The sequence below is a fragment of the Trueperella bernardiae genome (genome assembly GCF_001469025.1).
Taxonomy (GTDB): Bacteria; Actinomycetota; Actinomycetes; order Actinomycetales; family Actinomycetaceae; genus Trueperella; species Trueperella bernardiae.
In genome coordinates this window covers 156,856-179,304 of the sequence record NZ_LNIZ01000002.1, presented here as the reverse complement: position 1 = coordinate 179,304, position 22,449 = coordinate 156,856, and the positions used below count along the sequence as shown (strand labels likewise).

Below are 22,449 nucleotides of genomic sequence, written 5' to 3'. Positions count from 1 at the left end.
CCCGCCAATCAAAATCGAAAGGCAGATACACCACGACCATGGACTTGACCAAAACAAGTTGTTTCAAGTTGTTTGCGAAGTTGTTTCAAGCGGTTGTTTGACGCGGCTCGCGCCCCGTCAACGCCGGCCGCATCCCGATCGTCGCCACCCGGCAGCGCCGCGTCACGCCTCGCACGCCCGCCTGAGGAGACACACCGTCTCGAAGTGCTCGGTGTGCGGGAACATGTCCACCACCTGCGCCTTCACCACGTCGAACCCGCCCATCGCCGCCACATCCTTCGCTAGCGACCGCACATTGCACGACGAGTACAGCACCGTCTCCACCCCCGACCGCGCGATCCACTCCGCCAGCTCCGGCCCGATCCCACGCCGGGGCGGATTCACGACAACGACGTCCGGCCGCTCGCCCTGCTCCCCCGCCCACGCGGTCGCATCCGCGACGACGAAGCGCGCCTCACCCCGACCGCGGGCCTGCACGCCGGTTGTTGGATCACTCTGCTTGCCGAAGCTGACGTCAGCTCGCCCGCCGGCGGCGGCGTCCGCGCCGCCGCCGGCCGTGCCAGCCAACTCCTCCGCTGACTCCCGCGCCGCCTCGACTGCCTGCTCTTCGGCCTCGACCCCGACCACGTTCATCCCCGCGCTCGCGAGCGCGAGTGCAAACCCGCCGACCCCGCAGTACAGGTCCCAGACCGTGGCCGGCCTGCCGGCCTCGCGATCCCCGGCGGCGTCCTTCTCTCCGTCAGCGCCCGTGTCCACATCCGCACCCGCGCCGGCCACCCATTCGACCGCCCGCGAGTACAGCACCTGCGCGGCCTCGGTGTTGGTCTGAAAGAACGACTTCGGCCGCAGGTTGAGAGTCAGCTCGCCGCCGGCCACTTCGAGCCGCATCGGCAGCGCCGACTCGTCGGAGATGACGATCTCCTCCTCGCCCTCGATCACCGCCTTGCGCTCAGGCTGGACGTTGAGCGACACCACGCGCGCCGCCGGCACCAGCTCCCGCAGGCGCGCCAGCTTCTTGAATAGCATCCCCTGCACGCCGCGCCTCCGCGCGACGAATCGCACCATCAGCTCCCCGCTCGGCGACTCGGTGACGATCACGTACTTGAGCACCCCGCGGTCGCTCACCGGGTCGTAGGGGTGGAATCCGCACTCGCTCACGAACTGAGCCAGCGCCGGGGTGGCCAGCTGGATTCCCGGGGTGGGCAGCGGGCAGTCGCGCAAGTCCTGGCCTCCATCCGGGCCCAAGATACCGAGCTTCGGGCGGGCCGCCGTGCCCGTCACCACCAGCTTGACCTTGTTGCGGAATGTCTCCCGCCCCGAAGCCCCCGGCTCCAGCCACTCGCCGTTCATGAAGGGGGCGAGCGCCTCTTCGGCCCGCGCCTGCTTGGCGGCGAGCTGCTCATCCTGCGGGGTCTCGATCAGGGTGCAGGATCGGCAACGCCCCTGGTCATAGTAGTGACACTCGAGGAGCGGCTCGGCGGCGGCAGCGCGAACTGGAAGGGGGAATCGCATGCCCTCATCCTACCGTCCGCGCGATCCCACCTGCCCGGGCCCGGCCGGGCAGGCCCCGCACACCCAGTCCCCGGCACCCGCCCGACACAACTCGTGAAAATACCGGCTACCGATTCCTATTCGGGCCAGGTCGCCCCCAGATTCACGACTTGCGCCGGCCACACCCCGAGCCGGACCAAAATCAAAGCCGACGGCACAGATTATCGGCGCTCGCCGCGCGGCGGCCTCCGACCCGCGTTTACCGCCCGGCCCGCGGCTTGGCCCGCCTCGTCGGTTCGGCGGTCAGCGGGTCTTCGGGCCAGGGGTGGCGCGGGTAACGCCCGCGCATTTCGGCCCGGACCTGCGCATATGACCCCGCCCAGAACGACTCCAGATCCCGCGTAATCGCCAGCGGCCGCTGGGCGGGTGAGAGCAGCTCGAGCGTGACGGGCACCCCGGCCAGCCGGGGCGTGGCCGTCCACCCGAAGCACTCCTGCAACCGCAGCCGCACGGTTGGCACTCCGGACGAGTAGTCCACCTTTGCGCTCCCCGTCGGCGTGGCGATCCGCTCGGGGGCCAGCTCATCCAGCCGCGCCGCCTCCGGCCAGGGCAGCAGCGCACGCAGCCCGGCCAGCAGGTCGGGGCGCCCGGCGCCGAGCAGCGGGGTCAGCCACTCGTCCACGCGCGCGGCCAGCCCCTCATCGGACACGTCCGGCCAGGGCTCCCCCACGGCCTCGTGCAGAAACGCGAGCCGCTCCCGCAGCGCCACCGCCGCCGCGGGCCAGTCCAGCATCCCGACCCCGGCCCGCTCCATCTCGCGCGCCCTCGCCGCCGCCACCTGATCCGTCGTCAGTTTCACCGGCTCGCGCCCTAGCTCGATCGCCCCCAGCGCCCGCACCCGCGCGCCCGGCACCTCCATGCCGCGCACCGCGGTCTCCACCCGTTCACTCACGCCCGGCCCGTACTCCGCCGCGTCCTCCGGCGCCACCGGCACCGCCGCCCGGATCACCGCATCCGCCCGACCCTGCGCCTCGCCCAATTCCGCGACCGCCAGCCACTCCTGGCCCTCCAGCGGCGAGCCGTCCTCCAGCACCGCCCCCGCACCGTTCGCTAGCACGTACCCGCGCCCGCGCCTGCGCGCCACCCACATGGGGTGTGCCATCACGACGACGGCCGCGATCTCCTCATCCACACTCGCCCGCCTCGCGCCCGTCCCGGCTTGCACCAGAGCGCCCGCCTCGGCTCGCGCCCGCCCGCCTGCCTGACCTGGCACCTCACCCGTCACCTGACCAGCACGCCCGCCCGCCACCGCGCCCAGCCGGCCCGCCAGCTCCTTCAGGCGCTTGGCCTCCCGGGCCCATTCACGGTCGCCACCTGAGCGCCGGAGCTGCGCCGCGAGGTCAGCACCCGGAATGCGCGGCGCCAACGACAGCAGCGCCACCACCTCGGCCGCCCGCCGGGCGCCCACCACGGCGGCCCCCTCGATGAGGGCGCGCCCGAGCTGCGGGGACAGCGGCAGGCCGGCAAGTGCCCGCCCACGCGCGGTGATCACTCCCGATTCCTCCACAGCCCCGATCGCCGCCAACGTCCGCTGGGCCGCTTCTGCCGCCGCGGGCTTGGGCTGGTCGAGCAGGCGCAGGCCGGCCATCCCCGGGTTGCCCCACGCCGCGGCCTGCAGGCTCGCGCCCGTCACGTCGCCGACCACTATCTCCGGCTCCGAAAACTCCACCGCCCGCGCGTAGCTCAGGCATCGCCACGCCCGGCCCGGCCCTTCGCGCCCGGCCCGCCCGGCGCGCTGGTCCAGCCTGGCCCGCGAGGCGTGCACGGTCACCAGGTCCGAGATGCCCGTGCGCGGCTCGAAGCGCGGCTCTCGCGCCAACGCCGCGTCCACCACGGCCCGCACACCCGGCACCGTCAGCGACGATTCCGCCAGCGACGTCGCCAAAATAATCCTGTCTTCACCGCCGGCCAGCACCCGGTCCTGCTCCTTCGCCGGCATCGACCCGTGCAGCGCCATCACCGGCAGGGGCGCGCCCGCCAGCAGCGCCCGCATCTTCTCAATCTCCCCCACGCCCGGTAGGAACACGAGCACCGAGCCCGCCGGGTCGTCCTCACCGCGCACGACGCCGCCCACGCCAGCCGCGCCCACACCACCAGCCGCACCGGCCCCACTGCCACCGCCGCGCCCCGCAGCCCACTGCGCCGCCTCGTGCACCACGCGGGCCACGTGCGCGAGGAAGTCACGCGAGACCACCACGCCGTGTCCCACGTCGGTCAGGGCCCGCGGGCCAAGCCGCTCCTCCACCGCCACCGGGTGGATCGCGCCGGGGATCTCCACCACCGCACCGCCTACCAGCTCCGCGAACCGTCCGGCCTCGAGCGTGGCGGACATCGCTACCAGCCGCAGGTCGGGGCGCAGGGTGTCTTGGACGTCGAGCACGAAGGCGGTTGCGAGGTCGGTGTCGAGGTCGCGCTCATGGATTTCGTCGATAATCACGGCGCCCACGCCCGCCAGCTCCGGGTCGTGCTGGAGCATGCGTAGCATGACACCCGGCGTCACCATCTCCACGCGGCTGCCCGGCTTCGACTCTCCTCGCACCCGGAATCCCACCTGTTGCCCCACGGGCTCGCCCAGCAGGTAGGCGATCCGCCGGGCCGCCGCCCGCGCTGCCACGCGCCGGGGCTGCACCACGATCACGCGCCCCTCCACGAGCGTGGCCATGAGCACGGGCACCAGCATCGTCTTGCCCGACCCGGGCGACGCCGTCATCACGATGTTGCCGCGCTGGCGCGCAATATCCCCCAGCCCGCGCGCAACGGGCAGGTCCGGCAGGTTTTCGAGCAGCCGCTCCATGCTTAGCGCTCGCGTACTAGCGCCCGACGAGCGCGGCGAGCAGCCGCAGCGCCGTCGCCTTCACCTCGCCGGCCGGGTACCCGTGGTCGAGCAACCGCAGGCCCGCGTCCAGGATCGACCGGGTCATCTGGGCGTTGACCACCGCGGCTTGCGGCGTCACCTCGCGCCACAGCCGCACCACGCTCCCGGCGAGCTCGCGGTGGAAATTCAGCACGGCGTCGGACCTGGCCTGGATCTGCGCGCCCGACGGCGCCTCGTCCCGCTTCCCGCGCCCGATCCCGGCCTTGACCACGTCGATCAGCCACTGGTGCCCGGCCTCCGCGCCGATGTCCAGCGTGATCTCGACGAGTGTGCGTAGCTGCTCGTACGGCTCCGCGTCCACCTCCAGCGCCGTGTCCAGCCGCTTCTTCCAGCCCGGGATATAGCGCTCGAGCACAAGCAGACGCAGGTCGTCAATCGACTCCACGTAACGGTAGATCGAGTTGCGCGCGATCCCCGCCCGCGCCGCCACGGCCCCCGCCGTCAGCGCCGCCGGCCCGTCCTCGCGCAGGATCTCCTCGGCACAGTCCACCAGCTTGGTGTACATCATCGAGTGATGTTCCTTCACGGAGGGCGCAGAAATCTTCGGGCTCATGGTCTTTCTTTCACGACGACGGTCTCCCCAGTTTACCGGCTATTCCCATTTCAGGGTGGAGCGGGAAAACTCGTGAATCTAGTACCTACCAGGGCGATATAGCAACCCGTAGCCGGTATATTCACGACTTCTGCCCGCGTCACCAATGAGGAAGAGCCCCAAGCAAGCCAACACGGCTTAGTCCCGCCCTGCCTTCGCCCGCCGGCGTTCTCCCACGCCCTCGATCAGCCGGTACAAAATCGGCAACAGGATGAGGGTAAGCAGGGTGGAGGTGATGAGTCCGCCGATCACCGTGATCGCCAGCGGGGTCGAAATAAACCCGGTCGACGACGACAGCCCCAGCGCCATCGGGATCATCGCCACAATGGTGGCCAGCGACGTCATCGCCACCGGCCGCACGCGCCGCATCGCCCCGTCATGCACTGCGCTCGCTAGATCCATGCCCTGCTCGCGGTACTGGTTCATGAGGTCCACCAGCACCACCGCGTTGGTCACCACGATGCCGGTCAGCATGAGCAGGCCGATCATCGCCGAGATGTCGAGCGCCGTGCCCGTGATGAGCAGCGCCAGGAAGGAGCCGATCGCCGCGAACGGGATCGCCACCAGCAACAGCGCCGGCTGGACGAGCGAGCGGAAGATCCACACGAGCACCACGTAGATGAGCAGCACTGCCGCCGCGAGCGCCAGCCCCAGCTGGTTGAACGAATCCGCGAGCTGCTGGGAGGCCCCGTCCATCGACGTCACCGTCCCGTCCGGCAGGTCCAGCCCGGCCACGGCCTCCTTCACCGCGTCCGTGGCGTGGCCGAGGTTGTCGGCGTCGACGGGCGTCGCGGACACGGTCGTCGTCGTTTGCCCGTTGATCGTCACGATGGTCGGCAGCGAGTCGACCTCCTCCACGGTGGCGAACGCCTCGAGCGGCTGGCCGAGGACCGTCATCGCGCGCAGGGCCTCGATCGTGGTGACCGACTCATCAATCGAAATATAGATCGAGGTGTCCACGTTGTCGATCGTGATCTGCCCGATATTCGGCTCCACCATCTGCGCCGCGATCATCCCCACGATCGCGTTCTCGGTCAGCCCCACGGCCGCGGCCGCGTCCCGGTTGACGTTGACCTGCACGGCCGGCGTGATTGCACTGGCGTTGTGCTCAGCCCGCTTGATCTCGGGGAGCTGGGCCACGGCGTCGTTGATTTGCTCGGTCGCCGCCGCGAGCGCCTCCGGGGTGGGGGCCGTGACGTTGACGTCGATCGTGCCCGAGCCCAGCATCGACTGACTCGAGTCGGAGGTGGTGCCCTCGCCGGTCACGGAGTCGCCGGCTGCCACGATCGCGTCGGTGAGCTCGGTGATGTCCGCCTTCTCGTCCACCGAAATCATGTACGTAATCGTATCGCCGGCCCCACCCATCGCCATCGGGCTGGAGCCGATCATCGCCGCCGTGGACTCCACGCCCGCGATCGCCGAAATCTTCGCCTCGGTGGCATCGGCCTGCTCCACCTTCGCCTCCATCGACGCCCCCGGAGCGGTCGCCTGCGCCACCGTCACGTTGCCCTGGTTCGTGCCGCCCAGCAGGTTGATCTTGAGTAGCGGGAACAGCGCCACGGTCGCGGCCAGGATCGCCACCGCCGCCACCAGCGTGATCGCCGGGTGCTTCTGCGTGCCGCGCAGGGCCGGCTCGTAGGCTCGGTGCAGCCAGTAGCGGTGCTCCTTTTCTTCCGCACGACGCCGGAACTCCACCACCTCACCGCTCTCCAGGGCCGCCTTCGCCTCCTTCGACGGGCGCAAGAACCAGTACGCGAGCACCGGCACGATCGTCAGCGCCACCAGCAACGACGCCGCCAGCGCGATCACCACCGTGAACGCGAACGGGCGGAAAAGCTCTCCCACCATGCCCGGCACCAGGCCCACTGGCACGAACACGATGAACGACACCACGGTCGACGCCGTGATTGCGGACGCGACCTCCTGGACGGCGTCGAGAATCGCCTCCCGCCTGGGCTTGCCGTACTCGAGGTGCCGCTTGATGTTTTCGATAACGACGATCGAATCGTCCACCACGCGCCCGATCGACAGGGTGAGCGCGGCGAGGGTGAGCATGTTGAGCGAGTACCCGCCCACGAGCATGCCGATGAAGCCCACGAGCAGGGACAGCGGGATCGACAGGGCCGTGACCAGCGTGGAGCGGATCGAGGTGAGGAAGATGAGGATCACGAGCACCGCGAAGATGAGGCCGAGCGCGCCCTCCTGGGCCAGCGACTCGATCGAGCCCGTGATGAACGGCGCCTGCGTGAACAGGGTGGTGAACTGAGTATTGTTCCCGACGGCGGGGGCTAGCTCGTCCAGCACGCCGTTGACCTGGTCCGTGACCTGCACGATGTTGGCATTCGCGGTGGGGAAGATGACGATGCCGAGCGCCGATTCGCCGTTGAGGCGGCCGACCATCTGGGCATCTGCTTGCGTGAGCTCGACGTCCGCGATGTCCGAGAGCGGGTAGACCGTGGCCGGCTGGCCCGGCTGCGCCTCGCCCGCCACCACCGGGATCTGCTTGAGGGCGTCGACCGAGTCAATCTCCTGGCCCACCGTCACGTCCCGCGACTCCTCGCCATCCACGAGCGATCCCACTGGCACCGACAGACCGTTGTCTTCGAGGGCCTGCTGGACGGCGTCGGCGGAAATGCCGAGTTCGGCGATGCGGGCCTGGTCGAGCGTGATCGAGATGCGCTGCTCCGGGGCGCCGAGCAGCTGGACGGAGGCGACCCCGTTCTCCTGCTCAAGCGCTGGAACAACTGTGGTGCGCAGGCGCTCCGCCACCTCCAGCGGGGTGCCGTCCGAGGTCACGGCCACGTACGCGAGCGGGATGTCGGACGTGCCGCCGGAGACGACGTCGTAGGTCAGGCCCTCCGGGAAGTTATCGTCCGCACGCGAAATCTGCTGCTCCACGCGGTTGGTGGCGCGGGCGATGTCCGTGCCGTAGTCGAGCTCGATCGTGACGATCGAGACCGAGGACCGGGACGTGGTGGTCGTCCCCGAGACCTCCGCGATCGTGGAAACCTGCTGCTCGATCGGGACCGACACGCGGTCGTGCATCTGCTCCGACGTGGCACCCGGGGACACCGAGATGACGTTGATGACCGGCAGCTCCACGCGCGGGATGAGCTCCTGGCGCAGGGTGCCGAGGGCGAAGATGCCCAGGACAAAAATCACGGTGGAGAGGAGGGCCACGAAGGCGCGGTTCTTCAAGGAACCTTCGGCAAGCTTAAACATTTTTCCCCAGATCAGTAGGCCAACGTACTGAGCCTAGGGAAGGGGTGCGGGAGGGCGCCAACCTGTCCTCTCACAGAGTAGCGGGCGGGGCTAGGGGCTCGCCGCACACGCCTAAAGGCGCTCCGTCTCCCGCTCCAGGCGGGAGGTAGGGCCGGCGAGAATGATGAGATCGCCGGATTCGAGGGTGTCGGTGTCGCGGGCGGCGCGGAAGTTACCCTCCCCGCGCTGGACCGCGATGATCTCCAGGCCGGTCTTCTTGGCGTTGACCTCGCCCACGGTCTTGCCCAGCAGGCGGGCGGGCGGGGTGGCGGCGGCCACGGAGAAGCCGTGGGTGAACTCGAGGTAGTCCTCCACGTCGTTGCGGATGAGGTGGGCCACGCGCTTGCCCATGTCGATCTCGGGCCGGACGATGTGGTGGACCCCGATCTGGGACAGCAGTATGGCGTGCGATTCCTTTGACGCCTTCGCCCACACGTCCGGCACCCCCATGGTGATGACGGCGGAGGCGGCCAGAACCGAGGCCTCCACGTGCGAGCCGATCGCGATGATGACGCGCGAGGCCTCGTCCACGCCCAGCTGGCGCAGCGCCTCGGTGTTGGTGGCGTCCGCGTGGACGATGTGGTCGAACTGGGTGGACAGCTCCTGGACCACCTCGCGGTCGGAGTCCACGCACAGCACCTCCACGCCGCTGTTTTCCAGTTCCGCGGCGAGCGCCCGGCCGAACCGGCCGAGGCCGAGGACGACCACGGCGCCGTCGTCGGAATTGCGGTGAGCAAAGATGTTAGCCAATGGCAGGCCTTTCTTCGGGGTACTCGTACAGCCGGTTTGTCACGCGCCCAGCGAGGGTGGTGGCGAGGCCTAGGGGGCCCACGCGGCCGGCGAACATGAGGACAATGAGGACGAGTTGGGCGTGGCGCGGCAGGCTCTCCGTGATGCCCGTGGATAGACCCACCGTACCGAAGGCGGAGGTGGTTTCAAAGAGGACCTGGTCGAGGGTGAAGCCGGGCGAGAGCGCAAGGATGACGAACGTCGCGCCAACCACGAGCGTGAGCGCCGCGACCGTCACCGACAGCGCCTGGCCGATCACGCGCCGGGACATGGCACGGCCGTGTGCGGAGACGACGCGCCGGCCCCGCACCTCCGCCCCGATCGTGGCGAGAAGGACGGCGAGCGTGGTGATCTTGATGCCGCCCGCGGTACCACCGGAGCCGCCACCTATGAACATGAGAATGTCGGTGCCGAGCAGGGTCTGGGCGCGGGCATCGGCGTAGTCAATGGCGTTGAAGCCGGCAGTGCGGGGGCTGACAGCGGCGAAGAAGGCGTTGAGGAAGCGGCCGGGAGTGTCGAAGCCGGCGAGCACCCCATTCCATTCGGTGAGCATCAACAGCACGCCCAGGATGATGAGGACCCCCGTGCCCACCCACGTGAACAGCGCGGTCAGCGACCAGCGCCGGCGCAGGCACTTCGGCGTGCGCAGGCGCCGGAACGTCTCCAGTAGCACGGGAAATCCCAGTCCGCCCACCATGAGCCCGAAAGCGAGGGGGAGGAGGATGAGGCCATCGTCGGCAAAACCGATCACGTTGTCCGTATACAGCGCGAAGCCCGCGTTATTGAAGGACGAAACAGAGTGGAACAGGCCTTCCCAGGTGGCGCGCCCCCAGCCGTATCCGTAGCCGAAGCGGAAGCGCGCGGTGAGGAACAGGAAGATGACGGCCTCGATGGCGAAGGTGAAGAACACCGTGGCGCGCACCACCCAGCGCACGTTCCCCAGGTCGCCACGGCCCTCGGCTCCCGCCGTCAGACGACGCCGGAGCCCCAGCCGCGCCCCCAGCACCATGGACAGGAGGCACGCAATCGTCATGATCCCCAGACCGCCGAACTGGACGAGCACCATGATGACTCCCTGGCCGAAGTGGGTCCAGGCCTGGGCGGTGTCGAGCGTGATGAGGCCGGTGAGGCACACGGCGGAGGTGGCGGTGAAAAGGGCGTCAACGATCGCTACGGGTGCTCCGGCGGAGGCCCACGGCGTGGCGAGCAGGACCGTGCCGATCGCAATCAAACTGAAGAAACTTAGTGCTACCGCGCTTGCCGGGCGCAGATGACGCAAATAGTACACGAGCACAGCGTAAGCCCACGCACGCCCCCGCGACTACTTCCGTGCCAGGCGCGACATTTTGCTCAAAGCGCCGAGTTGATAAGAATGAGGTTATGGATTTCATGGAGTGGGCCCTGCAGCAGACCTCCCAGCACCCGCGGCTGGCGAATTCCCTGGTGACGGCGAACGGGGACTGGCTGGACGTCCTCCTCGACGACGGGCGCACCTTCCGCTTCCGCCCCAGCGCCCTCATCAGGCAAGACGCCCCGCTCGACCAGCGCGCCGAACTCCTCGACCGCCTCATCTCCATCGGCATCGACGAGGCCGAGTCCGCCACCGTCACCGAACCCAACCGGGCCTCGGCCGCAAAGCCCGACGACGGCGTCGTGCCCGGCTACCCCGACACCACCGGCGGCGCCTACCCCGGCCCGAGCGGCGAACCCTCCGACGACCTAGATGACCCGGACGCGGAGGCCCTGATCGTCCCGATCGTGCGCTCGGCGGACTACTTCCTGCCGGCCACCCCGGACTCGGACTCGATTGTCTACATCCCGCTGACGGCGTTCCTCGCGGTGGGGCTCGCGCACGACTACCCGGACACCATCCAGCCGATCTACTACGACCAACTGGAGGATTCCCGCGAGATCGGGGAGATCATGTCCGACGCCGTCATGACGCTGCGGTTCATGACGAACGGCACCCAGCAATCGGTGGAGATCGGGATCACGGAGATCGCGGGCGCGCAGGTGATGACATTCCTCCAACCACCGAACTACGAACTGTCCTGGTTCTCGGATCTGGACATGATCCACCAGGTGGCCGACCGTATTTGCGAGCAGCGCCCGGACGACATCCCGCTGTTCATCCCTGCCTCGCGCACGAAGCTCTTCATCGTCTTCGCCGACGACCCGCACCTGGCCGACTTCTTCAAACTCCTGCTCGCCCAACGCAACTCCGACGACGCGATCTACCCCCTGCCTCACACCGTGGCCGCCGACGGCTGGCTCGAATGGCAACCCTTCCCCGACTCGGAGCTGGCGGCCGTGCTCGGCGCGCTGCGCAACTACTTCCGGCAAAAGATCTACACGGCGCAGGAGGACATGATGCGGCAGTGGCCCGCGTTCGGGCAGGTCAAGACCTTCCAGCCGCGCCGGCTCACCACGGGCGAGCGGGTGTCCGCCGCCACATGGGATGCCACCGACGCCCACGGCTCCATCCCCCACACCGACTTCGTCACCTTCACCCGCTCCCCGCACCCGTGGCAGGAGGTACCGGCGGTCAACATCACGGTCCGCACGCACGTGGCGCGCGAGATCTGGCCCGACGGGATCGTGGAGGACGACACGGTGTGGCCGCCGCGCTACCGGGTCACGGGTTTTCCGGACGAGGACACTCTGCGCAAGCTCCGGGACGCCACTGACCGGCGCTTTTAGCGCCAGCCGGCGTGGTGCCGCGCTCGGGTACGCTCAGGCGCCGTCAAATCTCAGGAGAATACAGCTTGTCGTGCGCGAAATCGGCCTTTTTGGCCCCAGAGTCCTGAGAATTGACGGGCGGGGCGCAAGACCCGAGCCCCCGAGTCCCCGAGTCCCCGAGCCGGGCGCTACTTGGCCATCGGCCCCGCGCTCCCATAAAACCGGCCGAGCGTCTCTTCCTTATACTCCCAGTACGTGCCGGCCGCGATGGAGGCCCGGATCTGGTCGACCAGGTTAACCGTGAAGTGCTCGTTGTGGATCGTGCACAGGGTGGCCGAGAGCATCTCCTTGGCCTTGAACAGGTGGTGGATGTAGGCCCGCGTGTAGTTGCGGCACGTGTAGCAGGTGCAGCCCTCCACCAGCGGGGTGAAGTCCCGCTTGAACTCCGCGCGCGTGATGTTGAAGCGACCGGTGGGCGAGTAAATCGCGGCGTTGCGGGCCACCCGCGAGGGGTTGACACAGTCGAAGGTGTCCGCCCCGGATTCGACGCAGGCGAAGAAGTCATCCGGCTCGGAGATGCCAAGCATGTGCCGCGCCCGGTCCTCGGGCAGCTCCTCGCTCACCCACGCCGTGATCGTGGACAGGTTCTCCTTCTCCAGCGCGCCCCCGATCCCGAAGCCGTCGAAGCGCTGTCCGTCCACCTCCATCGAGCCCAGGTCGCGGGCGGCCTTGCGCCGCAGATCCTCGTACTGGGCGCCCTGGATCACGCCGAACAGCTGCTGGTAGGGCTTGCCCTCCCGCTCTTCGGTCAGCCGCTTGTGCTCGGCCAGGCACCGCTGCGCCCACAGCCGCGTCCGCTCCAGCGCCTCCTCCTGGTAAGGCCGCGAGTTCATGAGCGTGGTCAGCTCGTCGAAGGCGAAGATGATGTCCGCGCCCAGCTCGTGCTGGATCCGCATCGAGATCTCCGGCGTGAAGCGGTGCCTATCGCCGTTGAGGTGCGAGCGGAACCACACGCCGTCGTCATCGACATTGGCGAGGCGCTCCTTGCCGGGCGCCACGGCGTCGTCGGCGACGGTCTTGCCCGAGAACTCGTCCGAGAGCACCTTCTTGAACCCCGACCCTAGGCTCATCACCTGGAAGCCGCCCGAGTCGGTGTAAGTGGGGCCGGGCCAGTTCATGAACGCGCCGAGTCCGCCCGCGTCGTCTACCACGTCCGAACCGGGCTGCAAGTAGAGGTGATAGGCGTTGGAGAGCACGGCCTGCGCGCCGAGGTCCTTGACGGACTCTGGCAGGGTGGACTTGACCGTCGCCTTCGTGCCCACGGGGATGAAGGCGGGGGTGTGGATGTCGCCGTGCGGGGTGTGGATGGTGCCCGTGCGCGCGAGCGTGCCGTCCAGGCGGGATTCAAGGGTAAACATGCTTACTTTCCGTAGTTCGGTTCGTGCTTCTTGACCAGGTTAATGACAGCGTAAGTGATCGGCAGGAACACCACTTCGACCGACACCTTGTACAGGAAGCCGACGACGGCGAGGTTCGCGATTGTCGCCCAGCCCACGACGCCGACCCACGCGATCACGCAGAAAATGACCGTGTCCGCCGCCTCGCCCACCAGGGTGGAGCCGATGAGGCGCGCCCACATGTGCTTTTCTCCCCAACGGTCTTTGATCGCGGTGAGGACCTTCGCGTTCAGTAGCTGACCGGCCAGATAACCGGCGAGGGAAGCGAAGACGAAGCGCCACACCACGCCCAGGACCTCCTCGAAGGCGGCCTGGCTCGTGTAATCCGGGTGGGCGGGCAGCTGGATGACCGCCCAGAACGTGAGCGAGGCCAGGAACGAGACCACAAATCCCATGAAGATCACGCGCCGGGCGGCCTTAAAACCGTAGACCTCGGACAGGACGTCGCCGATGATGTAGGTCAGCGGGAAGAGGATCGCGCCGCCGTCAAACGTGAGGGGGCCGATCTCCACCAGCTTCGTCGCGCCGATGTTCGACAGCAACAGGAAGGCAACGAAGAAAACCGCGAAGTAGTCATACAAGCCGCGCCGGATCGCGGCGTAGGCGGTGGTGGTGGCGGCGGGCTGGGCCGCGGCGTCGTTGGCGGGGGTTGCGCCGTCGGAGAGAGCGGGCGCGGGCGTGGTTGGCTCGGGGGCAGTCATGGTGTCCTTTCGTGGGCGCGAATGCGCGTCGACGCCGGGCACTGCCACTACCCAAGCGCACCTCGGCCGCGGGTTGCGGGCGGGTGGGACGCCGATCGCTCGCACGTCCGGGAATATGGTAGCACCCGCCGCGGCCGAATCCGGCTAGAAGTCGAGCCGAATGACCGTGGCCCCATCGGCCTGCGACACTTCCTGCGAGATCACGATCTGCTCCCCGTCCGTGTACCCGAGGGTCTGGCTGGGGAGGAGGAAGGTGTCGCCCGTGACCACATAATTGGCCACGTTCATCAGCAGGTTGTACACGTCCTCCTCCGAGCGGGTTGACTCCCGCACCTGCACGTCCAAGTGCCCGAAGTTGGTCAGGCCGAGCGTGCGCCCAAAGGTGAGATCGTGGGAGTGCACCCGCACGTTCACCCACAGAGGCAGGGGCGCCTGTCCCTTCGTCAGCATCTCGGCCAGGCTCGTCACCATCGACGGCGGCATCAGCACCCCCAGCTCGTCGCGGTACACGCCGATCGCCGCCGGCTCACGCATGAGCCCGTCCATCACTTCGGTAAAGACGATGTGCGCCTTGACCATCTTGTGCCGGCGCCGCAACTCCCTGGCCAGGGCCGCCTCCGGGTCCGGCTCGCCGGGGGCTGGGTCGGGGGCGCCGTCGTCGGGAACGAAAAACGATGCCGCCACGTGGAACCGATGAAGCGGCAGCTGCCCGCGCTCCAACACCAAACCGTGGGGCACGGGGGTGAGGAGCACGTGGACGCCGTCGAGCTCGAAGTGGAGGACGCGGCCGGAGTCGCCGGCGTGCTCGTCCACCACGTCCCACTCGGGCATGACCGGCTCGCCCCACAGGGCGGCAAAACGCTCGACGGCGGCTTCGAGGTCGATCGGCGCGCGCATGATCGCCGCCGCCGAAAACATCGCGGGGGCGGAGGGGTGAATCGAGGAAATTCCAAGCTCGTGCATGGGACGAGTCTACCGGGTGGACCGCGGTACGCCGCGGGTGAGGCAACATGGGCCGGGCTGCGTGGCACGGGGCGGGCGCCGTCAAGCGTGAAGTGCGCGAACGGCGTCGTGAGCGCTAACTATCCGCGACCAGCGAGCCCGCCTCCAACGGGACCAGCCCCCGCGCGCCCTGCCAGGTCTCGGCGGAATCGAGCAGGTCGGATAGCGGGGTGCCGAAGCGCTCCTCGATGGCGGAACGCTCCACGTAGTAACTGCCGTCGAGGGTGACGTACGTGAGGGAAGTGGCGTTGTCGATCGCGGCCATGAACGCCACCGCGGAATACAGCACGTTTTCGCGTTCGTTGCCGGTGTCGCCTTCGCCGAGCATGACCAGCACGTCTGTGCCATGGATCTCCACCCTGTCAATGCGCGCGCCGAGCGGCAGCGCATACAGGGCCTGCACGGTGTTCGAGTTGTCGCCCACGTAGGGTGAGCGGCGGGTTTCGAGCGCATTGATGTCGTGCGTCACAAACGACGACTGCTGCTCCAACGACTGCACCTGCGCCAAGTTCGCTTTCGATTCCGTCAAGCGAATGTACGTGAAGCCAATGATGACAATCAATGCCAACCCGATGGAGATCAGCACCTGCACCACCAGGCTCTTGCGCGACGAAGAACTTGTCATGCCCCCATTATTCTCGACTCCCACCCCGCCCGCATAAGCCCGCAGGGTGAAGCGGCGCTCCGGGTGCGCCGGCTACGGGATGACGACGACGTCGGCGCCGGGCGTCGCCATCACCCCCCCGTTGCTACCCGCGCAGGTCAAGGAAGAAGGGGCCGCGCTGGGCGAGCTCGTTCATGTAGAGCGCATCCCAGTGCTGCCACGGTTCCTTCGCGAGGGAATCGTTGGTGAAACGCGGGTCCGTGGTCACTTCCGTGACGCAGAAGTCCGGGATCGCCAGGTCCACCACCGGGCTCAGGCGCTCAATCTCCGCTACCACCAGGCCGGCGTTCTGGCCAGAGAAAACGTCGAACTCCCAGCCGTCCTCGCCCACCCACAGCGAATGGCGGGTCTTGGCCACAATCCGGCCCGAGCGCTGGATGATCTGCACGGCCACCTCCGGGTCGAGCTCGGTCTCCATCTCGTAGCGCTCGCCCGCCACCGACGGGGACTTCACTGCGATGGTCGCTACCGGCGGGGGCGTGGGATGGGGGCTTGGGGTTGTTGGGCTTATTGGGGCCACGGGGATGCCGGGTGCCGGGCCGCCGGCGTCGGCGGAAGTGCCGGCCGAGGGGGTGGAAGTGCTGGTGGCGGGCGCGGATGACCTGGCCACGAGCTCGGCGAGGAGTCGGCGTTCGTAGGCGCCGAGTTCGTCGACGGCCGGGTCGAAGGCGGGGGTGCCCAGATCGGCGTCGAGGTCCACCCCACGGAACGCGAGGCGGACGCGGATCGCGTAGCCGGCCTCGGCGAACACGTAGGCCTGAATGATCACCTTCGGCGCACCGTGCTCGACCACACCCTCGGGTAGCCGGCGCACCAGGAACTTGCGTTCGAATTCGAAGGGAAAGTCTTCCATGACGAAAGCATACCCCGCCCCGGCTGGCCCCCGGGCCCTGTGCAGAGGCTACGCCTGGGAGCCAACCGGGCCCACGCACCCAGTTCCCGGAGCCCGGCAGTCCAGCCGCCGGGGCTAATCAGCGGCCGAGCGGGCGCAAATAATGCAGGGCGGAGCCGTCCCACTCGAAGAACATGTCGGCGCTGTGGCCTTCGCCCACGAGCGCATCCTCCACCAGTGCCTCACCCGTGACCAGGTTGACGATCGCATTCCCGGCCTGGGCAAACGGGGCGCCGCGCGCGAAGGGCTCGGCGCCCGCGGGGATGTCGGTGAGCCAGCGCCCGTCCGCGAGCACGGCCACCGTGGCACGATCCCGCGCATTGGCAGCGGGCTTGTCGGCCTCGGGCACATCGGAATCGGCGGAGTCGGACTCGCCGGTGCCAGCACCACCGGACGCACCCGAACCAGAACCCCCGGCGCCTTCGCCGGCCGAATCCACGCCCGCCGCATCAGCCCGCTCCGCGAGCGCCTCGGCCAGCTCGCGCGCAGTGACGTCGGGATCCATGCCCGCGACCTCGTAGACCTCCCCGGCGCTCCCGGCCCGCAGCGGCGTTTCGCGCCGGAGGTTTGCGCGCGCGTCGTACTCCACCACCTGGCCCGCGCCCACGCACACGATTCCGTCGGTGACGGACCAGCACTTGTCCCCGCTGACCTTGCTCAGCCCGGGGTAGGTCACGAACGTGGTGCCGGCGGTGCCCGGAATCCCGGTATCCACGATGTCGATCCCGAGCCTCACCTGCGCATCCGCCGTGAACAGCCGCTCGTCTTCGATCACGCGCCCACCGGAGTCGATCACCGCGGCGAGCACCGAGTCGCGCCCGAGCCGCACGATCCCCGCGCCCGCGTCATACGCGCCGACCAGCCACGGCACCTCCGTGTCCAGCACATGCGCCCGCGTCCACCTCAGCTCCTCCGCGCCTGACCTCGCCCCCAGCACAATAAAATCGCTCGGCACGGCGTCCGTCATTTTTCCCGACGACGCCGTCGCCCGGCCCGCGTCCGCACCCCCGGCATTCGCCTCCGCGGCCCCGGCACCCCCAGAACCAGCGTCCCCAGAACCAGCCCCCGCATCCCCCACCGACACGAACACCGACCCGCTCGAGGCGTCCATCGCGAGGATGTCGGTGGCGTCAGGGATGTCGTAGGTCCAGATGGGGAGCGTGCGCCCGGAACTCGACACACTGAAGGCGTGCAGCTGCGTGCCCCGCGCCTCCGCGAGCGCGGCGATCAACGTGCCCGACTGCCTGTCGTACACCACGGCCGTCGGCTGGCCCGGAAGCTCCACCGACCAGTCCCGTTCGGCGCCGCCCTCATAGGGGTTACGTACGGGTTCGGGCGTGGGCTCGGCGCTCGGCTCGCCCGCCCCCGGCACGCCCGCCGAGTCGGGGGCGGACGGCGTCGCCGTCGGGGAAGCTGGCTTGGTGACGTCGGTGCACGCGGTAAGCACAGCACACCCGGCGAGCACCAGCGCAACTGCCCGCTTCCGCATCCCGCCACCTCCATCGCAACCCCGGCTTTATCCCTCCACAATACCGGCCCCGCAATTTCCCCGCCGAATAGTGGCAACAATTTGGTTTCGAGTTGCTCACGCGGAAAGATGGGGATATGACGAATGTGACCGGTACGGACGTGGTGGTCGCGGCGCAGACCCTGGGCTCGACAGTGCGGACCACCCCGCTTGAGGAATCCGTGCGCCTGTCTGCCAAGGTGGGCCGCCAGGTGCTGCTCAAGCGCGAGGATATCCAAGTGGGGCGCTCGTATAAGGTGCGCGGTGCCTACAACTTCCTTGCCGGCCTGGGCCCGGCCGAGGCGCCGAATGGGGTGGTGTGTGCGTCGGCGGGTAATCACGCGCAGGGCGTGGCGTTCGCGTGCAACAAGAAGCACATTCACGGCACGATCTTCATCCCGTCCACCACGCCGCGCCAAAAGCGCAACCGCATCGCGGCGATTGGTGGGGAGTGGGTCACGTTGCGCACGGTGGGTACGTCTTTCGATGAGTGTTCCGAGGCCGCGATCGCGTTTGCCAAGGAGAACGACGCCGTCTACGTCCACCCTTTCGACGACCCGCGGACGATCGCCGGCCAGGGCACGGTGGTGAAGGAGATCTTCGAGCAGGCCCCTACTCCGCCGGCAACTGTGGTAGTGCCGGTGGGCGGCGGAGGCCTCCTGTCCGGCACGCTGGCGTGGGTGAAGCAGTTCCACCCGGAGGTGAAGGTGGTGGGCGTGGAGCCGGCGGGGGCGGCGTCGATGGCGGCGGCCCTCAAGGCGGGCGCCCCGCAGACCCTGGAGACCGTGGATAATTTCGCCGACGGCACGGCCGTTGCCCGTGCCGGCAACCTCACCTACCAGATCGTGGCTGACCTGTGCGATGAGATCGTGATCGTGCCCGAGGGCGCGATTTGCACGGAGATGCTGGAGCTGTACCAGGTGGAGGGCATCATCGCTGAGCCGTCGGGTGCGCTCGCTCCGGCCGCGCTCGGCGACTACCTCACCGACCTGCCCGACGGCCCCGTCGCCTGCATCATCTCCGGCGGCAACAATGATGTGATGCGCTACGACGACATCGTAGAGCGCTCCATGATCCACGAGGGCCTGCGCCACTACTTCCTCGTCACCTTCCCGCAGCGCCCGGGCGCGCTACGCACGTTCCTCGACGACGTGCTCTCCGAGGGCGAGGACATCATCTTGTTCGAGTACACGAAGAAGAACAACCGCGAGACGGGCCCGGCGCTGGTGGGCATCGAGATCGAGGACCGCACCAAGATCGACGACCTGCGCGCCCGCATGGATGCCTCCGACCTCGAGATCGAGAAGCTCGAGCCCAACTCGCCGCTCTTCGGCTACGTCCTCTAACCTCAAACCGATAATTCCGACCGCCGCAGGAGAAATGCATGAACAAGACCGTCCGTAACCTCATCATGACCGTGGTGTTGCTTGCCACGGTGGTGGTGGCGCTCGTCGTCATGCTGGTGCTCAATCGTTCCTCGGAGGCCGAGCCTGAGCCGACGACACCGTCCGCGTCCGCCACGTCCGAGGCCACGACGCCCGACGGCGCCAGCCCCAGCGCCGAGGCGACCGAGCCAGCCGCGCCGAGTGCGGAGCTTAAGGAGCTGGTGGAGGGCCTGTGGCGCCTCGACCCGGACGATCCGATGGCGGTGGGGGACCTGGATGCGGACATCGTCATGCAGGTCTACTTCGACTTCCGTTGCGGTTACTGCGCGAAGGCGGCCACGGAGACCGAACCGAAGATGCAGCACTACATTGATGACGGTACGGTGCGCGTGGAGTACCACAACTTGGCGATTTTGGGCGACGAGTCGACCCTGCTGGCACAGGGCGCGGTGGCCGCCGCGAACCAGGGCAAGTTCCTCGAGTACCACTCCTACGTCTACGACCACCACGTGGCCGGCGACGCGGTGGAGGCCAGCGAGGACGGGATCGCCGCCGTCGCCAAAGCGATCGGGGTGGCAGACCTGGAGAAGTTCCGCGCCGACATGACCGCGCCCGAGACCGTCGCCGCCATCGAGGATGTCCGCACCACGGCCACCTCGCTCGGCATCTCCGGCACGCCGGCGTTCATCGTCGGCTACAGCTACGTCCCCGGGTTCATCCCCATCGAGACGATGGACCAGGTGATCGCCACCGAGCTCGCCCGCCCCAAGGCCTAGGGCCGACGACGTCGCCCGCCGCGCGTCGTCCCACAACGCTCGCCGCGGCCCCGCCCACCCCGCCGCCCACATCGCAAGGAGAACTATGAGTTTCAAACGACTTTTTTCTAAGACATACCAGCGCCTGTCGAAATGGACGTTCGCGGAGGAGGCGCCACTGCCGAAGAAGTCGATCGTGATCGGCGCCTACCACACGTCGAACTGGGATTTCTGGTTCATGCTCATGGCCCTGTGGGATAAGGGCGTGCCGTTTAAGTTTTTGGTGAAGGACTCGGTGATGCGCGGGCCGCTCGCGCCGATCGTGCGCGCCCTGGGCGGGATTGGCGTGGATCGCAGCCACCCGAACGGGATGGTGGCAGGCATCATCGAGCAGCTTGAGGGCGAGGATCGCTTTTCGCTCATCATCGCCCCCGAGGGCACGCGCAAGAAGCGCGACTACTGGAAGTCCGGCTTCTACCACATCGCTCGCGGGGCCGGCCTGCCGGTCACGCTCGGCTTCATTGACTCCACCCGGCACGTGTACGGCTGGGGCAAGACGATCGAGCTGACGGGCGACGTCGCGGCCGACATGGACGTCATCCGCGAGTTTTACGCCGACGCCGCCGGGTTTAAGCCCGCCCAGGGCACCGCGCCACGCCTGCGTTCGGAGGACGAGCAGTGACGCAGGCCGAGGTTACGGGCGCGCCCGCATGTACGACGTCGGCGCAACACCGGCAGGTGAGCTACGAGGTCCCGTGGGAGCACCCCACCACGCTCATTGAGCACCGCCTTGAGGTGCCGTTGGCCCACCCGGGCCTGGGCTACCGTCCGCCGCGCCCGGATGCCACGATCCAGGTCTTCGCCCGCGAGTTCGTGCGCGCGGGCTGCGAGGACAAGCCGCGCCTAGTTTTCTTCCAAGGCGGCCCGGGGTCGGCCGGCACCCGCCAGACCACCGAATCTGGCTGGGTAGCCCGCGTGCTTGAGGACTACCGCCTGGTCATGCTCGACGAGCGCGGCACCGGCCAGTCCGCCGCGATCGACGCCGCCGTGTTGGCCGGCGTCGGCACCCCCGACCAGCAGGCCGACTACCTGGCGTGCTTCCGGCAGGATTCGATCGTCGCCGACGCCGAGGCCCTGCGCCACGCCCTGCAGGGCGATGAGCCGTGGGCGGCGATGGGCCAGTCGTTTGGCGGGTTCTGCATCACCACCTACCTATCCCAGGCCCCGCGCGGGCTGAGCCGGGCGTTCATCACCGCCGGCCTGCCCTCCACGTGGCGCCACCCCGACGACGTCTACCGCCTCACCTTCGCCCGCACCGCGGCCCGCAACGCCGAGTTCTTCGCGCGCTACCCCGAAGATGAGGAGACATGCTGGCGGATCGTCACGCATCTTGCCGACGCCGCCACGGCCGGTACCCCCGAACTCCTGCCCACCGGCGAGCCGCTGACCGCCCGACGGTTCCGGATGCTCGGCCTCGAGCTCGGGCACAGCTACGGGCTCGAAGCCCTGCACTACATGCTGGAGGACCCGTTCGTCGAGGTGCCGGGCGCGGGTGGGGACGACGGCGTCGTTGGAAAGCGGCTGAGCTCGCGATTCCTGACTGCCGTGGGAGCGGCGCTGAGCTACGGGGCAACGCCGTTGTACTGGGCGCTGCATGAGTCGATCTACCAGCAGCGCGGGGTGGCGCCGAGGTGGGCGGCGGATCGGGTGCGCGGGGAGTTTGCGCAGTTCCGCCAGCCGGAGGCAACCGCGAGCGCCGAAGCCGCCCTTCGCGCCGAGGGGCACGGCTTCCGCTTCACGGGTGAGCACGTGTTCCCCTGGCAGGGGGAGGAGGATCCGGCGCTGGCTCCGATGGCCGAGACGGTGAGCATCCTGGCCGGCCGCGAGGACTTGCCCAACCTGCACGACCGCGCCGCGCTCGCCCGCAACACCGTGCCGGTGGCGGCGTGGGTGTACCGGCCGGACATGTTCGTACCCGTGGAGATCTGCCTGGAGACCGCTGCCGAGATCGCCGGGATCAAAGTGCTCATCTCCGAGGACTGGCACCACGACGCGCTTCGCACGCATGGCGCGGCGGTGGTCGGGCCGCTGCTCGAGGCGCTCGGCTAGCGGGCACCTTTTGCCATCGGCAGGAGAGCAACTCTCTGACCTGCGGTTTTAGTTTTGGCTCGGGTCGGCGCCGTGGCGGGGTTGTGGGGAGATCAGGATTTAGAGCCGTTTCGTCGCGAAAACTGCCCAATCCGGGCATATTTTCACAAGTTAGCCACGCCGGAGGCCCGCGCTGGCCCGCCCGTGCCGGGCGCATCCGTGCGCCCTCCGGCCCGCCCAGGCACACCTTC

The 22,449-nt window shown here is 68.5% G+C and carries 17 protein-coding genes; 5 read left to right on the top strand and 12 right to left on the bottom strand.

Annotated elements, in window-relative coordinates; genetic code table 11:
- Positions 1–162: 162 nt before the first annotated feature.
- The 6 genes from AQZ59_RS02755 to AQZ59_RS02730 all read right to left on the bottom strand — a co-directional run bounded on the left by AQZ59_RS02755 (position 163) and on the right by AQZ59_RS02730 (position 10,356).
- Positions 163–1,512, bottom strand: coding sequence for a class I SAM-dependent methyltransferase (locus AQZ59_RS02755; protein WP_062612938.1), 1,350 nt, complete (start codon positions 1,510–1,512; stop codon positions 163–165).
- Between the two features lie 238 nt (positions 1,513–1,750).
- A complete protein-coding gene (locus AQZ59_RS02750) occupies positions 1,751–4,345 on the bottom strand; it encodes an ATP-dependent RNA helicase (RefSeq protein ID WP_062612937.1) in 2,595 nt (864 codons plus the stop codon).
- Between the two features lie 16 nt (positions 4,346–4,361).
- Complete coding sequence (locus tag AQZ59_RS02745) at positions 4,362–4,979, bottom strand: TetR/AcrR family transcriptional regulator (RefSeq protein ID WP_062612935.1); 618 nt, start codon at positions 4,977–4,979, stop codon at positions 4,362–4,364.
- A 177-nt stretch (positions 4,980–5,156) separates the two neighbouring features.
- Entirely contained in the window at positions 5,157–8,240 is a 3,084-nt protein-coding gene (locus AQZ59_RS02740) for an efflux RND transporter permease subunit (protein WP_062612933.1), read from the bottom strand.
- Between the two features lie 111 nt (positions 8,241–8,351).
- Positions 8,352–9,029, bottom strand: a complete 678-nt coding sequence (locus AQZ59_RS02735) for a potassium channel family protein (RefSeq protein WP_201783139.1) — start codon at positions 9,027–9,029, stop codon at positions 8,352–8,354.
- Complete coding sequence (locus tag AQZ59_RS02730; protein ID WP_201783138.1) at positions 9,022–10,356, bottom strand: TrkH family potassium uptake protein; 1,335 nt, start codon at positions 10,354–10,356, stop codon at positions 9,022–9,024. Before AQZ59_RS02730 ends, AQZ59_RS02735 begins: the two co-directional genes overlap by 8 nt.
- A 92-nt stretch (positions 10,357–10,448) precedes the next feature.
- Here AQZ59_RS02730 and AQZ59_RS02725 point away from each other — a divergent pair, with 92 nt between their 5' ends.
- Complete coding sequence (locus AQZ59_RS02725; protein ID WP_062612931.1) at positions 10,449–11,768, top strand: hypothetical protein; 1,320 nt, start codon at positions 10,449–10,451, stop codon at positions 11,766–11,768.
- A gap of 167 nt (positions 11,769–11,935) precedes the next feature.
- Here the strand turns inward: AQZ59_RS02725 and tgt are convergent, their stop codons facing one another.
- The 6 genes from tgt to AQZ59_RS02695 all read right to left on the bottom strand — a co-directional run bounded on the left by tgt (position 11,936) and on the right by AQZ59_RS02695 (position 17,952).
- Positions 11,936–13,165 carry a tRNA guanosine(34) transglycosylase Tgt gene (gene tgt, locus AQZ59_RS02720; protein WP_062612929.1) on the bottom strand — a complete coding sequence of 410 codons (1,230 nt, stop codon included), beginning with the start codon at positions 13,163–13,165 and terminating at the stop codon, positions 11,936–11,938.
- Positions 13,166–13,167: 2 nt separating this feature from the next.
- Positions 13,168–13,905 carry a queuosine precursor transporter gene (locus AQZ59_RS02715; protein ID WP_082661104.1) on the bottom strand — a complete coding sequence of 246 codons (738 nt, stop codon included), beginning with the start codon at positions 13,903–13,905 and terminating at the stop codon, positions 13,168–13,170.
- Between the two features lie 144 nt (positions 13,906–14,049).
- On the bottom strand, positions 14,050–14,868 hold the full coding sequence (locus AQZ59_RS02710; protein WP_062612927.1) for a DUF4261 domain-containing protein: 819 nt from the start codon (positions 14,866–14,868) through the stop codon (positions 14,050–14,052).
- Between the two features lie 115 nt (positions 14,869–14,983).
- Positions 14,984–15,532, bottom strand: coding sequence for a DUF4825 domain-containing protein (locus AQZ59_RS02705; protein ID WP_062612926.1), 549 nt, complete (start codon positions 15,530–15,532; stop codon positions 14,984–14,986).
- Between the two features lie 124 nt (positions 15,533–15,656).
- Entirely contained in the window at positions 15,657–16,424 is a 768-nt protein-coding gene (locus AQZ59_RS02700) for a CYTH domain-containing protein (RefSeq protein ID WP_062612924.1), read from the bottom strand.
- Positions 16,425–16,542: 118 nt separating this feature from the next.
- The gene (locus AQZ59_RS02695) at positions 16,543–17,952 is read right to left on the bottom strand and encodes a hypothetical protein (protein ID WP_062612922.1); all 1,410 of its coding nucleotides are present in this window, start codon (positions 17,950–17,952) and stop codon (positions 16,543–16,545) included.
- A 116-nt stretch (positions 17,953–18,068) separates the two neighbouring features.
- On the opposite strand from AQZ59_RS02695, the gene ilvA reads away from it, so the two are divergent.
- From ilvA to AQZ59_RS02675, 4 genes are all read left to right on the top strand, one after another.
- Positions 18,069–19,316, top strand: coding sequence for a threonine ammonia-lyase IlvA (gene ilvA / locus AQZ59_RS02690; RefSeq protein ID WP_062612921.1), 1,248 nt, complete (start codon positions 18,069–18,071; stop codon positions 19,314–19,316).
- A gap of 38 nt (positions 19,317–19,354) precedes the next feature.
- A complete protein-coding gene (locus AQZ59_RS02685; protein ID WP_062612919.1) occupies positions 19,355–20,131 on the top strand; it encodes a DsbA family protein in 777 nt (258 codons plus the stop codon).
- Positions 20,132–20,216: 85 nt separating this feature from the next.
- On the top strand, positions 20,217–20,792 hold the full coding sequence (locus AQZ59_RS02680) for a 1-acyl-sn-glycerol-3-phosphate acyltransferase (protein WP_062612917.1): 576 nt from the start codon (positions 20,217–20,219) through the stop codon (positions 20,790–20,792).
- Positions 20,789–22,219, top strand: coding sequence for an alpha/beta fold hydrolase (locus tag AQZ59_RS02675; protein WP_236698645.1), 1,431 nt, complete (start codon positions 20,789–20,791; stop codon positions 22,217–22,219). The genes AQZ59_RS02680 and AQZ59_RS02675 overlap by 4 nt, the downstream gene beginning before the upstream one ends.
- The last annotated feature ends 230 nt before the right edge of the window (positions 22,220–22,449 follow it).

Coding starts and splice junctions, on each gene's coding strand:
- AQZ59_RS02755 (WP_062612938.1), bottom strand. CDS start 1,512: ATGCGATTCCCCCTTCCAGTTCGCGCTGCCGCCGCCGAGCCGCTCCTC.
- AQZ59_RS02750 (WP_062612937.1), bottom strand. CDS start 4,345: ATGGAGCGGCTGCTCGAAAACCTGCCGGACCTGCCCGTTGCGCGCGGG.
- AQZ59_RS02745 (WP_062612935.1), bottom strand. CDS start 4,979: ATGAGCCCGAAGATTTCTGCGCCCTCCGTGAAGGAACATCACTCGATG.
- AQZ59_RS02740 (WP_062612933.1), bottom strand. CDS start 8,240: ATGTTTAAGCTTGCCGAAGGTTCCTTGAAGAACCGCGCCTTCGTGGCC.
- AQZ59_RS02725 (WP_062612931.1), top strand. CDS start 10,449: ATGGATTTCATGGAGTGGGCCCTGCAGCAGACCTCCCAGCACCCGCGG.
- tgt (WP_062612929.1), bottom strand. CDS start 13,165: ATGTTTACCCTTGAATCCCGCCTGGACGGCACGCTCGCGCGCACGGGC.
- AQZ59_RS02715 (WP_082661104.1), bottom strand. CDS start 13,905: ATGACTGCCCCCGAGCCAACCACGCCCGCGCCCGCTCTCTCCGACGGC.
- AQZ59_RS02710 (WP_062612927.1), bottom strand. CDS start 14,868: ATGCACGAGCTTGGAATTTCCTCGATTCACCCCTCCGCCCCCGCGATG.
- AQZ59_RS02705 (WP_062612926.1), bottom strand. CDS start 15,532: ATGACAAGTTCTTCGTCGCGCAAGAGCCTGGTGGTGCAGGTGCTGATC.
- AQZ59_RS02700 (WP_062612924.1), bottom strand. CDS start 16,424: ATGGAAGACTTTCCCTTCGAATTCGAACGCAAGTTCCTGGTGCGCCGG.
- AQZ59_RS02695 (WP_062612922.1), bottom strand. CDS start 17,952: ATGCGGAAGCGGGCAGTTGCGCTGGTGCTCGCCGGGTGTGCTGTGCTT.
- ilvA (WP_062612921.1), top strand. CDS start 18,069: ATGACGAATGTGACCGGTACGGACGTGGTGGTCGCGGCGCAGACCCTG.
- AQZ59_RS02685 (WP_062612919.1), top strand. CDS start 19,355: ATGAACAAGACCGTCCGTAACCTCATCATGACCGTGGTGTTGCTTGCC.
- AQZ59_RS02680 (WP_062612917.1), top strand. CDS start 20,217: ATGAGTTTCAAACGACTTTTTTCTAAGACATACCAGCGCCTGTCGAAA.